The organism is Sporacetigenium mesophilum DSM 16796, from assembly GCF_059569055.1.
On sequence record NZ_JCANUR010000007.1, the window covers coordinates 121,765 to 135,901 of the forward strand.

General features: G+C 28.6%; 12 protein-coding genes. All 12 read left to right on the forward strand.

Annotation, left to right across the window (positions count from 1 at the left end; translation table 11 throughout):
• Positions 1–26: 26 nt before the first annotated feature.
• The 12 genes from BS62_RS07920 (at position 27) to BS62_RS07975 (ending at position 13,987) form a co-directional block, all read left to right on the forward strand.
• Positions 27–1,256 (forward strand): DUF6382 and FHA domain-containing protein, encoded by a 1,230-nt coding sequence (locus tag BS62_RS07920; protein WP_496490724.1) that lies wholly within the window; start codon positions 27–29, stop codon positions 1,254–1,256.
• Positions 1,249–2,067 (forward strand): PP2C family protein-serine/threonine phosphatase, encoded by an 819-nt coding sequence (locus tag BS62_RS07925; protein ID WP_496490725.1) that lies wholly within the window; start codon positions 1,249–1,251, stop codon positions 2,065–2,067. Before BS62_RS07920 ends, BS62_RS07925 begins: the two co-directional genes overlap by 8 nt.
• Before the next feature lie 4 nt (positions 2,068–2,071).
• A complete protein-coding gene (locus BS62_RS07930) occupies positions 2,072–3,955 on the forward strand; it encodes a tetratricopeptide repeat protein (protein WP_496490726.1) in 1,884 nt (627 codons plus the stop codon).
• Between the two features lie 11 nt (positions 3,956–3,966).
• Positions 3,967–4,290 (forward strand): hypothetical protein, encoded by a 324-nt coding sequence (locus BS62_RS07935; protein ID WP_496490727.1) that lies wholly within the window; start codon positions 3,967–3,969, stop codon positions 4,288–4,290.
• A gap of 12 nt (positions 4,291–4,302) precedes the next feature.
• The gene (locus BS62_RS07940) at positions 4,303–5,388 is read left to right on the forward strand and encodes an AAA family ATPase (protein ID WP_496490728.1); all 1,086 of its coding nucleotides are present in this window, start codon (positions 4,303–4,305) and stop codon (positions 5,386–5,388) included.
• A gap of 12 nt (positions 5,389–5,400) precedes the next feature.
• On the forward strand, positions 5,401–5,646 hold the full coding sequence (locus tag BS62_RS07945; RefSeq protein ID WP_496490729.1) for an EsaB/YukD family protein: 246 nt from the start codon (positions 5,401–5,403) through the stop codon (positions 5,644–5,646).
• A gap of 10 nt (positions 5,647–5,656) precedes the next feature.
• Positions 5,657–10,282: a type VII secretion protein EssC gene (gene essC / locus BS62_RS07950; protein WP_496490730.1), complete on the forward strand. Its 4,626-nt coding sequence runs from the start codon at positions 5,657–5,659 to the stop codon at positions 10,280–10,282.
• A gap of 22 nt (positions 10,283–10,304) precedes the next feature.
• A complete protein-coding gene (locus tag BS62_RS07955; protein ID WP_496490731.1) occupies positions 10,305–10,607 on the forward strand; it encodes a WXG100 family type VII secretion target in 303 nt (100 codons plus the stop codon).
• 22 nt (positions 10,608–10,629) lie between these two features.
• A complete protein-coding gene (locus tag BS62_RS07960; protein WP_496490732.1) occupies positions 10,630–11,850 on the forward strand; it encodes a hypothetical protein in 1,221 nt (406 codons plus the stop codon).
• A 72-nt stretch (positions 11,851–11,922) separates the two neighbouring features.
• Positions 11,923–12,261 carry a hypothetical protein gene (locus BS62_RS07965; protein ID WP_496490733.1) on the forward strand — a complete coding sequence of 113 codons (339 nt, stop codon included), beginning with the start codon at positions 11,923–11,925 and terminating at the stop codon, positions 12,259–12,261.
• Between the two features lie 79 nt (positions 12,262–12,340).
• The gene (locus BS62_RS07970; RefSeq protein WP_496490734.1) at positions 12,341–13,660 is read left to right on the forward strand and encodes a tetratricopeptide repeat protein; all 1,320 of its coding nucleotides are present in this window, start codon (positions 12,341–12,343) and stop codon (positions 13,658–13,660) included.
• Between the two features lie 21 nt (positions 13,661–13,681).
• A complete protein-coding gene (locus BS62_RS07975) occupies positions 13,682–13,987 on the forward strand; it encodes a WXG100 family type VII secretion target (RefSeq protein WP_496490735.1) in 306 nt (101 codons plus the stop codon).
• The last annotated feature ends 150 nt before the right edge of the window (positions 13,988–14,137 follow it).

Consider the following 14,137-nt stretch of genomic DNA (forward strand, 5'->3'; position numbering starts at 1 on the left):
AATTTTTACTAGAAAGGAGATTTAACGTGATAAAAGAATTTAAAGGATTAGAGATAGACATAGATAATATAAAGCATGGAAAGAAGTGTAACATATTAACATTTAATGAATCTATGTTTAATGAAAATCAATGTAATGCAGTATCTAAGCAACATGATAAAATAGGATTTCTAAATTGTAGCTTTAAATTTAAAAATAACAATGTGGATATTTATTACAATACAACTGGTTTAATAAGTATAAACGAATATTTGTATCAAAATAATATGATAACTGAAACTGAGTTTATAGGTATACTAAAAACTATTTGCCAATCTATAAAATCCTGCTCAAATTTCATTTATTTTTCAGAAACAAATTTTGCTTTAGATGGAGATTTAATATACATAGATACTAAAGATAAAAGTATATATATGACATACGTACCTACTAATAAGCCTATAACTGATAATGTAATAAATGATTTTAAATGGATAATAGTAGATTGGATTACTAATAGACTTAAAATTAAAATTGGAGAGAAAAACTTTACTCAAGGAATATTAGAAGAGTTAAGAGATAGTTATCTAGATGTAGATAAGTTTTTAAAATTCTTAAGTTATAGTATAGAGGATAAAGTTGTAAAGGGATGTAATGAAAATAATAAATATAATCAAAAATATATAAACGAATCTATAAATATTGAAAGTGCAAATCAACGTAGTCATAGCCAACCTGTTAATAGCCAACCTGTTAAACATATACCAAGAGCGAATATAGAAAATCATAAGGAAAAAAAAGGATTTAAAAAAATATTTAGCAACCTACTTTTTTCTAAAAATGATGATAAAAAATTAGATAAAAGAAAAGCAAATTTTAATAAAAAAAACATAGTAAGTGAAAATGCATATGATGATAACTATGATACTGTAATGTTAGAAGAGGAACAAGATACACGAATAGGGTATTTAGTAGGTAAATCGCATGAAAATGCAGAAAAAATACAAATAAATAAAAGCGAATTTATCATAGGAAGGCTAAAAGAATCTGTTGATTATGATATAGCTAATAGAGCTATTGGAAAGGTACATGCAAAATTTATTATAAAAGATGATAAATTTTATTTAGTAGATTTAGAAAGTAAAAACGGTACTTACTTAAATAACATAAGATTAAAGCCTATGACTATGTATGAAATTAAAGATAATTCAACTATTACATTTGCAAATAGCCAGTATATATTTAAAATAGTGGCTTCAGGAGTATATTATGAATAGTCTAAAACTTAATATAGGAGCTAAAACTGATGTAGGGAATGTAAAAAAGGTAAATCAAGATGCTTTTTTATGTAAAGTAGGAAGTTTTGGTGAAAATGAATTTGGATTATTTGTTGTATGTGATGGATTAGGAGGATTATCATATGGAGAAGTGGCTAGTAGTAGAGTCATAAAATATTTCAATGAATGGTGGCATAACGAATTAAAAGAAATAATAAATAATTATTATGATGAAGGAACAATTAAAAAGTCTATAGAAAATATAATAATTAAATCTAATAATGAGATAATTAACTTTTCTAAGCAAAATAATACAAAAATAGGCACAACAGTATCGGTACTTTTTATAATAGATCAAAAGTATTATATATTGCACATAGGGGATAGCAGAGTATATAAAATAGATAAAAAGGTTCAAAAACTTACAGAAGACCATACTTATTATGAGTTGCTAAGAAAGCAAGGAAAAATTTCAGAATTGGCAAATATCAAAAAAAATGTATTGGTTCAATGTGTAGGAGTTAAGGAAGAGCTAGACATTTACTTCAATAAGGGAAATATAGAGAGTAGTTGTACATTTATAGTATGTAGTGATGGCTTTTATAATAAGATGGATGAGAAAAAGGTAGAAAAGTTTTTCAAAAGTAAAAATTTAACATCAAGTGTAATCCAAGAATATTGTGATGATTTAGTAGATGAGGTCAAAAAAGGTGGAGAAAGAGATAATATAACGCTGCTTACTATTAAAGTAGATTTAGACAAAGAAAGTGTTTTTAGGAAGCTGAAGAGTACTTTAACAGGGGGTAAATAATATAGTGATAGATTTTGTAGGAAAAACCATAGAGAATAAATATACAATAAGAGAACGTCTTGGGAAAGGCGGCATGGGTTCTGTATATCTTGTTAAGGATTTAAAATTAGATGCATTTAGAGCTGTAAAGATAATAGATAAAAATACAAAACATAAAATAGATCAATTTACTGAAGTAAACATAATGAAGAATGTACAACATCCATATCTTCCTTCTGTTATGGATTTTAGTGAGGATTCAGAATATATATATATAATCATGGAACTTATAACGGGTACAACTTTAGACAATGTATTGAAATCAAATGGCAACATAGAAGAGGATAAAGTTATAAAATGGGCAAAAAAAATATGTGATGTTCTTTCATATTTACATAATGATTTAGATTACAAGGTAATATATAAGGATTTAAAACCAAGTAATATAATGGTTAGTGCAGATGGTGAGAGAATTACTTTAATAGACTTTGGTATATCACAAATGGTAAGTAAGGAAAAGCTAGAAAAAAACATACGTGTAGGGACCAAAGCTTATGCTCCCCCAGAACAATTTAGAGAAGAACCTATAGATGAACGCGTAGATATATATTCTTTAGGAGTTACTCTATACCATTTGTTGACAGGTAAAAATCCTAAAAGCTTAGAGGAAGAATTTATTTCATTAAGACAGATAAATCCAAACTTATCAGAAGGTATAGAAATTATAGTTGCTAAGTGTATACAAGAAGATCCTTCCATGCGATATTCAAGTATGAAGGAAGTAATCCACGATTTGGAAAATGTACATAAAATCGGAAGACAATATGAAATTAAGAAAAAAACGAAAAATTATAAGGTAACAGGATGTTTAGTAGGGGCAAGTTTATGCGCTATGCTCGCTTTAGGTGGATGGAATAATATAAATACATTTATAAATGGAAAGTATAATAATTTTATAGAACAAGGTATAGCAGCGAGAAATGAGTTTAAGTTTGATGAAGCAGAAGAATTATTTAAAAAAGCACAATCGTATATGTCTAAAGGGAATACTGCTTATTATGAAATAGCAAAAACCTATATGAGTAAGGGGTCAATAGATGAAAGTATAATGTATTTAAATAAAACTATAGAAGAAAACTCTAGAATGAAAAAAGATGAAAATTTAAATTATCTAATAGGAAAAGCTTATTTCTTAAAGGGTCGTTATGATATGTCCTTAGAATATTTTGATAAGGTAAAGGAAGAAAAAAATGTAGAAACTGATTATGTACACCTACATAAGATAAGCAAGGAATTGGAAACTCTAACTGCTACAGGGAAGATAAATTTGGGAAGTGTTACTGAGGCATTAGAAGGATTTGAATTATATATAGACTCAAATACTCAAGACAAATTTGTAGCTAGTAATTTATATATAGCCTTAGCAAATGTATATCAAAATATCCCTTCTGATAAAATGAAGGATAGTACAGATAGACAAATAAAGATTCTTGAAAAAGCCTATAAGATAAACGATGGTGATTACACTGTAGTAGAAAGATTATCTTCAGCTTATAAACAAAAATCGAGAGATATACAGCTTACAGATAAAACATTGAGAGATGAATATGTCAATAAATCATTACAAATGTTCCAATTGTGCTTATCATTACAACCGACTATATCTGTTTATAGTAATATTGGTGATTTATATTTAGAAATAGGCAACTTCCAACAGGCAGAATCAAACTATATGAGTATAATAAGTCTGAATAAAGATCACTACTCAGGATATGTAAAAATGGCAGGATTAAGATATGCACAGGGGAATACAGGAGAAGCTATTATGTACCTTGACGATGCTGAAAAATGCAAAATTGCTCCTGAAAACGATCCACAATATAACAATCTTAGGAAAACCTTAGGTTAGGAGGCGCTTATATGACAATAGGGATTATAATGACTGTTACAGGTATATTTGGTATGGTTGTATTTTTATATCTTGCATATAAAATAGCAAATACTCCTCTAGAAGACGAAAAAATCAAATTGTTTTCAAATTCATATAAAAAAGATATATCTATAAAAAATATAACAGGAAAGCTAAGTATAAAAAGAAACACAGGTAACCTAACTACTAATAGTGAATTTACTGCAGATTTATTAAATATTCAAGATGATACAGAGTTTTTAAATCTCTCTGATGAATCAGATGATACGGAGTTACTAAATGAATCAGATGATACGGAGTTATTAAATATATAAAGGGGGGAGAAGATGAAGCAATCACTAATTATAGCAGATGATGATAGCATCTTTGTTGAAAATTTAGAAGAATATATAATGAGAAATCATGATGATGAATTTTTAATAAGAACATTTATAGATAAAAAATATTTTGAAGAATTTTTTTTAACACCAAAAAAAGTTGATATATTGCTTTTAAATCCAAAGTTTGAATTTGAAGGCATGAAAAATCAATTTATAAATAATATAGTATTAATATCAGATGATGAAGAAAGTGAAGATTTGCCATATGATTATATATTCAGATTCGGAGAAATAACCTCGATATACAATAAAATAAAAAACTTAGGAAATAAAAATAGCGGGTATGGGTCATATCAAACAGACAATCTTATATTGGATAAAACCAAGGTTATAAGTGTATATTCCCCTATAGGTGGAGTAGGTAAATCTACTATAGCGATGGCAACGGCCATAGAATTGTCAGCTCAAGGAAATAAAGTTTTGTACTTAAATCTAGAAAATATGCCAACAACTAATGTTTATTTTAATATAAATAAAGGCTCTAAAAATTTATCAGATATAATAGATTACTTAAATGTTGGAGGTAGTGAGTTAACTAATCACATACAAGATTGTATAAAAAAAGATACAGATACTAAAGTGGCATACATAAATCCAGCAGATAATATATTTGGTTTAGAGGAAATGAATTCTGACGACATAAAACATCTTATAAATATATTGATAGATATGAAAAAATTTACTCATATAGTTATAGATACATCTAGTACATATAATACATTCAAAAAAGCTATTATAGATATTTCAGATAAGATAATAACTCCTATAGAACAAAGTAGTATATGTAGGGAAAAGGTATTGAACTTTTTAAAATATATAGATGAAGAGGAATTGTATAAGTTTATACCAATTATAAATAAATACAGAGAAGAAGCTGAAGATGGAGTTAGAGAGTTAACTATTCTAAATCAAAACTTTCAGATACAAGGAAGTATAGATTTTTATGAGCCACTTCACAATAGTAATTCATATATGAAAATATTTAGTAAGCATAATCCATTCACTGCTTCTATAAAATCATTAATATGCTAGTGGAGGTATGTTATGGAAAAGGTTATAATAACACTTAAAATTCAAAATGCAAATGAGGAGTATGAATTAGAAATACCTACGGATATAACTGTTAAAGAGCTATGTAATGCATTAAATATAGGGTTGAAGTTAAAAGATAGAGGAATAGAGATATCTAATTATTACATTAAAACTTTTAATCCTTTAAGTTTTATAAAAGGAAGAGATGTATTAAAAGATTATGGGGTAAGAAATGGAACAATAATAGAATTAGTATAGGGGAGAATTCATGTTAAAGGAACAGAAAAATTTATTGGTTTTTTTCAACGATAATATATATAGAGAAGTTGATATTGATGAATTTGAAAAGGATGAAGTGCTTTGTGGGAATACCAGTGAATGTGATGTAAAGTTAAGGGTAAAAAGTGCGGAAGAGATTATAATTGTTTTTAGAAAAATAAGTAATAATTGGTATATAGTTCAAAATGAAGGAGTTTATTATATAGCTAATGGTATAAAAACGCCAAGAAAGCAGTTAGTGCACGGAGATACTATAGTTGTAAAGCATAATGTACATAAAGGTGAACTTATTAATGTAAACTACTTTATAGATTTTAAATCTAGTGTAGAAAATTATGATTTGAGGATAGAACTGGATAAATATAACGATAACACCTTTGGTACTGATAAAAGTAAAAACATATATATAAAGAATGAGCTTTTAGGAAATAGCTCTTTTACTATAAGATATGAAAATAATGAATGGATGCTTTATGACGATAAAACAAAGTATGGAGTATATATTAATGGTAATAAAGTAGAAATTAAGAAGCCTATAAAAGATAATGATTTTATAGTTTTAACAGGTCATAAGTTCTTTTTTAAAGAAGGAAATATATTTACCTCAAGATATGATGAAGATATAGTTATAAATAACTTAGAGAAAGAAATTCTAGAAGATGTTAACAAGATATTTAAGTATCCAGCATTTTTACGTTCTCCTAGGATGATACTTAATTATCCACAAGATGAAGTAGAGATATTAAGGCCTCCATCTAAACCAAATAAGCCTAATAATTCCATTCTATTATCTATAATACCACTTGTAGGAACTATAGGTTTAACTTTGGCATTTAGGGCAGGTACCGGAGACAATAGATTTATATATTACTCTATAGGTTCAGTACTGTTAGGAGCACTAGCAAGTTGCATAGCTATTGTTAAAAGCAAAAAAGAGTATAAAGTAGAGTGTGTAAAGCGAATAGAAAAGTATGAAGAATATATAAAAGAAAAATACGATATATTAGATGATTTAGCAAATACGCAGAAAGAAAATATGATAGCTAATTATCCTGAATTAAACAAGTCTTATAATATAGTTACTAAATTTGAAAGAAGATTGTGGGAGAGAAGCCCTGTTCATAGTGATTTTTTACTTACTAGACTTGGAATCGGAACTTGTAGTCCTTCTTTTGAAATCAGAGTACCAAAAAGAGAGTTTAAAGAAGATGATGATCCTATAACAGAAAAACCTTATGAAGTTTTAGAAAAATATAAAACTATAGAAGAAGTTCCGGTTATGCTTCCTATAAAGGACATAGGAAGTATAGGAGTTATAGGTAAGGAAAATAGTATTGTAGATTTTATATCTAATACAACTGTAGATTTAACAGCTCATCATTATAGTGAAGACATAAGATTAGTATATTTATTTAATGAAAAATTAACAGAAAATCTTAGCTGGCTAAAATGGATACCTCATACATGGTCTCATGGTAAAAAATATAGATTTCTGAGTAATTGTAAGGAACGAGCACATGAATTATTAAAAGTGTTATACAAGATACTCATAGAAAGAGAAGAACTTAATAATGGAGGTAGCAAAAATCTTAACCACCTTCCTCATTATGTAGTGTATATAACTGATAAAAATATATTAGAAAATGAACCTATAGTTCAGTTTATAGGAAAAGAAGAAAATCTAGGTATAACCTTTATATTCCTATATGAACATATGGAGTACTTACCAAAAGAATGTAGTTGTGTAGTTACATTAACAGAAGGGCAAAGGGGTCAGATACAATATGCTAGTACGTCGGAGAAAGTAAATTATTTTGAATACTACATATTAAAGAAAAAACAGTATATAAAATATGCTAAATCACTAAGCCCTATATATGTTGAAGATAGTTTTGCAGAGAATGGTTTGCCTAAGAGCATTACACTATTTGACCTATATAACATTAAATCATTAAATCAATTAAACTTAGGGGATTTTTGGTCTAAAGATAATATATATAAGAGCATGGCAGCTCCTTTGGGTGTTAAGTTAGGAAATGAAGTTGTATCTTTAGATTTACATGAAAAACATCATGGTCCACATGGATTAGTTGCTGGGACTACCGGTTCTGGTAAGAGTGAGATTTTACAAAGTTACGTAGCTTCTATGGCTATAAACTTTCACCCACATGATGTTACATTTATAGTAATAGATTTCAAAGGTGGAGGTATGGCGAACCAATTTAAAGATTTACCGCATATGGTAGGAGCCATTACTAATATAGATGGAAATCAGATATACAGATCACTTAAATCTATAGATGCAGAATTAAAGAAAAGACAAAGACTATTTGCTCAATATGATGTTAATCATATAGATTCATATATGAGGCTATATAAAAACAAAAAAGCAGAGATACCTATACCGCATTTAATAATGATAGTTGATGAGTTTGCAGAGCTTAAGAGTGAGCACCCCGATTTTATGGCTAAACTTATAAGTACTGCTAGAATAGGACGTAGTTTGGGGGTACATTTAATATTAGCAACTCAAAAACCTGCAGGTGTAGTAGATAATCAGATATGGAGTAACTCTAAATTTAAACTTTGTCTAAAAGTTCAAAATAAAGAAGACAGTAATGAAGTGTTAAAGTCTCCTTTAGCTGCTGAAATAGTAGATCCAGGAAGAGCTTATCTACAGGTTGGTAACAATGAAATTTTCGAGTTATTTCAGTCAGCTTGGAGTGGTGCTAAAGTAGTAGAAGATGATGAAATTAATAAAATAGATTTCGAAATAAACGAAGTAGAAATAAACGGAGTACGTAAAAAGTTATTCTCTACTAAGGACAATAAAAGTAATAATCAACAACAGACTGAGTTAGAAGGGGTTATAGAATATGTAGATAGATACTGTAGAAAAAATAGTATATCTAGATTATCTGGTCCTTGGCTACCACCATTAGAAAGTTATATAGTTTTAGATGATATAAGAAATAAAAATATGGGTTATAACGGACAGATATGGGAACATAGTAATAATTGGATGAATATACCAATAGGAATATATGATGATCCGGATCAACAAAGTCAAGGTACATTAGAATTGGATTTTGGTAGCAAAGGACACCTGATGGTAGTTGGATCTCCTAATACAGGAAAGACTACTTTGCTTCAAACGATATTAATATCATTAATGTGTCAACATACTCCTGAAGAAGTTAATATTTATATATTAGACTTTGGATCTAGAATATTAAAAACCTTAGAAAATTCACCACACGTAGGTGGAGTTATAACTTCAGATGATGAAGAAAAAATGAAAAATTTTATTAACTTTGTAATGAAAGAGGTATCTAGAAGAAAAGACTTATTTGCATCTGTAGGAGTAACATCACTTCAATCCTATAGAGATATTTCTAATGAAAATATGCCTCATATTATTATAGCAATAGATAACTTTGCAGCTATGGGAGAGTATTTTGGCGGATATGATGATAACTTTAATAGTATATCTAGAGAAGGAGCCAATCTAGGTATAACACTAGTTACTACATCAAATCAGGCTAATGCTATAAGATACAAAATGGCGGCTAACTTTGCGCAGAGAATAGCTCTTAATTGTAATGATAAGATGGAGTATTCAAATGTTATTGAAAATTGTAAGATGCAACCAACTAATATACAAGGAAGAGGTTTAACTTCTATAGATAAGAAGATATTAGAGTTCCATATTGCTTTGCCAGTTGAAGGTGAAACTGAAGTTGAAAGAGCACAAACTCTAAAAGATTTAATTGAAAGCTTCAACAGAAACTGGAGAGGGATTTATGCTAAAAATATACCTATGATGCCAAAGGTACTTGAGTTTAGTAAGGTGAAAATGCAAGATAATTCATTAAATCAAGATCCATCTAAATATAAAATAAGCCTAGGATTATCTCATGATACTATAGAGTATGAGAATATATCTTTATTAGCTACGCCTATTATTAGTGTAGTAGGTAAGAACAAGAGTGGAAAAACAAACTTCTTAAATGTAGTATCTAAGACTCTACATAGTAATGCTTTAAAAGCTAGGGTAAATATGTACCTATGTGATTCAGAAAGTTATGGATTGTCTACATTAAGGGAGCTTGGAAGCGTAAAAGAATATGTTTCTAGTGAAGACGAAATAGAGATGATCGTAAGTGATATATATCATGAGTTGGAAGAAAGATATGAAACTATAAATGAATCTAAGCTTACTGTGGGGAAAGATTTTAATATAGACAATGCTCTTAAAAACAAACCTCTTTTACTTCTTATGGTAGATGATGCAACTACATTTACTAAGTATATATCTGCAGATAAAGAGTTATTTTCTAAGTTTAAAGATATCATAACTAAGTTTAAAGATTTAAAAGTTTCTATAATAATATCTGGAACTATCGAAACATTTACAACTATACCTGTTTCTCAAACTGCTAAAATTATAAAAGATGAAGGGGTAGGATTAGTATTTGAACAAATTGCAAATCAAAGGATGTTTGATTTTAAGACATCGTTTAGAAATACAGAGAGACCTTTAGAAGTAGGAGATGCTTATTTCTACAACAAAGGAACATATATTAGGGTAAAAACTCCTGTTGATGATATTTAATGGGTATTGGGGGTGAGATAAAATGGCTAAGGTTATAGAAGCTGATATTGAAGCTTTTGAGGAATGTATAAGGTCATTAAAAAATGGAGCGACTGAGTGTGAATCTATAAAGAATGAAATAAAGAGAGTAACAGGTGAGTTAGAAGCTTGTTGGTATGGAAAGAGTAAAAAAGCTTTTTCTTTAGAATACACTGTACTTATTAATAATATGACGAATTATTCAGATGTGCTAATAACTATGTCAAATGGATTAGATGATATTAAAAAGGAATATGTAAGAGTAGATGAGGAGTTAGCGAATCAAATAACAAGTGCCGAAGGTTAAATATAGAGAGGAGTTGTAAATATTGACAGTGGTGGGAATAGATAATGGTTATTCAGCTGGTGTTTGTAGCAATATAATTGATGCTAAGGATAGAATACAAGAAGCTATTTCTAGCTTGAATATTTCAAGGACGAAACTAAACCATTGCAAAGGTGAATCAAATAGGTTAGCTACAGATTACGATACTATAGGACGCATTAGAAATAGATTAAATAATGACTTGAAATCTTTGAATGATTTCCAAAGTAAATTTAATACTTATATACAAAATGTTATAGAAACAGATGAATACTGTGAGGGAATTATAAAATTAAATTCTAAGGTTTATAATAAACAAAACAATATATCTGTTGTTTCGCAAGCGATAGCAATATCTACGACTTTTTTAAGTGATATAGCTGAAGTTGCAAAAATTGTATTTGCTCCGCAGCTGGCTATTTTGGACTTATGTTTAAATCCTAAAGAAGCAATAAAGTCTATAATAGATTTCTATAATAATAACCAGTGGTTTAGAGGATTAGTACAAATAGGATTAGCTACAATTGCATTAGTGTCAGCAGTTGCTCTCCTTATTACTGGACCAGGATTACTCTTAGGGATTGTAGCAGTAGCGAGTATCTTATTTCAGCTTGAAAGTATAGCTAGCGGAGTAATTACCATGAAAAGAGGAATTAACAAAGAAAATAAACCTGATTGTGATTTAGCAGGAGAAGCTATAGAAAATTACTATAGTACAAAATATGAAGTTGGAAGTGCAGAATATAAAAATAAAGTAGCAAAGGCAAAGGCATTTTACGAAGGGACAGATATTATTACTGGTCTAGCGGTTCCATTTGGCGGATTTGCGAAAAATTCGTATAAAGCATTTAAACCTGCTATGAATCCATTTCATCAAATTAAGCCAGATATAATGATAGATATTCTTAAAATGCGATCCAATCCAATGTCTGCGTATAGAGTAGTTGCAGAAGTGAAATTAGCTAAAGAAGCGTTTATATTACCACATATCTCAAAAATGCGATCAAATCCAGTATCTGCATATAGAGTAATAGCAGAAGGGCAAGTAGCTGGAAAAGTGGAAATAGTCGATAGGCAATTGAAATTATTTGAAAAAGGAAAAATAGGTATAAAAATAGTTGATGAAAAGATACTAGCTCATAAAAAGGCAATGAAAGATTATATAGATTTTTTAGAAAACTCATTCCAAGCAGGGTTTTCAAAGCCTGATACATCTACTTCATAAATTTTTATTAGATGAAATATCTTCAAATAAGTTTATAAAATAAATAAATTTTATACGTATAGAGGTGTATATATGAAAGAAGAAGATGTTGTAGTATATATAGAAAGTGCTAAGGAATATGTTAAAAGATCATATGAACAAAAATGGTCTTATAGTGAATATGACTTAGTAGGAGCACAAAAATCCCTTAACAAGCTTAAGTCTAGTTTAGAGAAGTGCTTAAAAAATAAATCAGTAAGCAATAGTATACAAGAAATAAGCTCTAAGACTTCTATCTTGAATGTAGATATAGGTACTTTAAATCAAGTATACTCTAACTTAGATGCTGAGCAAGAGAATTTTAAAATAAAGGCTGAAAATAGAAAGTTGAAAGAACAAGAAGAGGCCAAAAAAAATAATTGCACATGTTAACTTATAAAAAGAGTAAAAGGCAAAACAAAATAAATACTAATAAATTTTGTTTAAATAGCTTAGAAGGGGGGAGCCATTAATGGAATCTGCAAAGTATGTAACTAGGGCTGAAGAACTTAATCAAAAGGGTATATATCTTTATCGAAATGAACAAGTAAAAGAGGCATTAGAATTGTTTAATAAAAGCATAGAGGAGGATAACACATATATTGATGCATACTACAATAAAGCTCTTTGTAATATTAAACTTAACAATATAAGTAATGCAAAAGAATGTTACGAGACAATACTTTTAATAGATAAAAGTCAAGGGGAGGCCTATTGGCATTTAGGTAATATGACGTATGTGGATGAAAAAAATGCTGATAAAGCTATAGAACTATATAATAAGGCAATGTATTATGACTTTGATGTAGAAAAGATATGTATGCATAAGGGTGTTATATTTGAGGAAACAGAACGATATCAAGAAGCATTAAAGTGCTATAATAGAGCTATTTCAAAAAATAAATATAACTATAGTGCTAGACTTAGAAAAGGTGAAATATATATACAATTAAATAAATTAGATGAAGCTTTGAGAACTTATGATGAATTAATAATGTTAAATCCAGACTTATCAGAATCATATCATTATAAATTTGTATTGCTAAATTTTCAAAATAAGTTAGATGAGGCTGAAAAAGTTATAAATAAAGCGTTTGACTTATTTAGCGATGATCCGATAATTGCGTTAGATAAAGTTAGTATCTATCAAATTAGGGAAAATTACGATGAAGCACTATCTTTGATAGATGAATTGATAAAAACAAATGGAGAAGAGTTAAGGTTATTAATACAAAAAGGGCAAATTTTAGCTAGCAAGGGAAATATAGATGAAGCTGAAGAGATGTTTAAAAAATCAGTTAAATTATATCCGGAATTACTGGAGCCTAAATATCAATTAGGTATGATACATATGATAAAAGAAGATAATGAAAATGCAGCTAAACAATTTAAAGCGATAATAGATATGAGTGAAGAAAATAATATTGATAATTATAGAATAATATGTTTATATTACTATCCTACGTTACTTAAAAAATTAGGAAAAGAAGATGAAGCAGAAGTCAGCTATAAAAAGGCTATAAATGAATATAGAATAATGGAGATGTATAATCCAGGAAATGGGGATATAATCATATGCAAGGCATTATCCCTAAAAGAGATTAAGGATTATGATAAAGCACTTGAAAGTATAGATTACTTATTAGCACTAAATCCAAATATAGGAGAAGCACACTTTGTTAAGGGTCAAATATATAATGAACTTGGAAAATTTGAAGAAGGTAATAAAAATATAGAGAAAGCAAAAAGTCTAAGTGCATCTATAGAAAAATTATTACCACATATTAAATAATAAATCTTAGGGGTGCAGCCTATGTTTAATTTTAATAGAATAGAAATTAATTTAGATACTTTGAGAGCAACAATAAAAGCTTATGACAATTGTATATATAGATTGGATAATAATATATCCTCAATAAACAATAGTGTAATAAAGTTAAAGGATGGATGGTCTGGTAAAGCAGAAGTAGCATTCTTTGAAACGCATCATAATGAGTGGGATCGAGGGATGAAAGAGCAGCTAAGTCATTTAACTTTTTTAAGAGATCAGTTAAAGATTGTTTTGACTGAATTTGAAGAATTGAAGTATGAATCAGATAGATTAAAATTAGATTTTTAGTTAGAAATATGCGAGTTTGTAATTTAATAAAAAATATATTATTAGGGAGAGATGTATATGAGTAGAATTTTAGTAACACCAGAGGAGTTAATAGGAGCAGCAGGGGAGTTTTTAAATGGATCACAACAAACAGATCAATTAATAACACAA

Excerpts from the sequence above, each read along its gene's own strand:
- BS62_RS07975 (WP_496490735.1), top strand. The coding sequence starts at position 13,682 with ATGTTTAATTTTAATAGAATAGAAATTAATTTAGATACTTTGAGAGCA.
- essC (WP_496490730.1), top strand. The coding sequence starts at position 5,657 with ATGTTAAAGGAACAGAAAAATTTATTGGTTTTTTTCAACGATAATATA.
- BS62_RS07965 (WP_496490733.1), top strand. The coding sequence starts at position 11,923 with ATGAAAGAAGAAGATGTTGTAGTATATATAGAAAGTGCTAAGGAATAT.
- BS62_RS07945 (WP_496490729.1), top strand. The coding sequence starts at position 5,401 with ATGGAAAAGGTTATAATAACACTTAAAATTCAAAATGCAAATGAGGAG.
- BS62_RS07935 (WP_496490727.1), top strand. The coding sequence starts at position 3,967 with ATGACAATAGGGATTATAATGACTGTTACAGGTATATTTGGTATGGTT.
- BS62_RS07940 (WP_496490728.1), top strand. The coding sequence starts at position 4,303 with ATGAAGCAATCACTAATTATAGCAGATGATGATAGCATCTTTGTTGAA.
- BS62_RS07955 (WP_496490731.1), top strand. The coding sequence starts at position 10,305 with ATGGCTAAGGTTATAGAAGCTGATATTGAAGCTTTTGAGGAATGTATA.
- BS62_RS07925 (WP_496490725.1), top strand. The coding sequence starts at position 1,249 with ATGAATAGTCTAAAACTTAATATAGGAGCTAAAACTGATGTAGGGAAT.
- BS62_RS07970 (WP_496490734.1), top strand. The coding sequence starts at position 12,341 with ATGGAATCTGCAAAGTATGTAACTAGGGCTGAAGAACTTAATCAAAAG.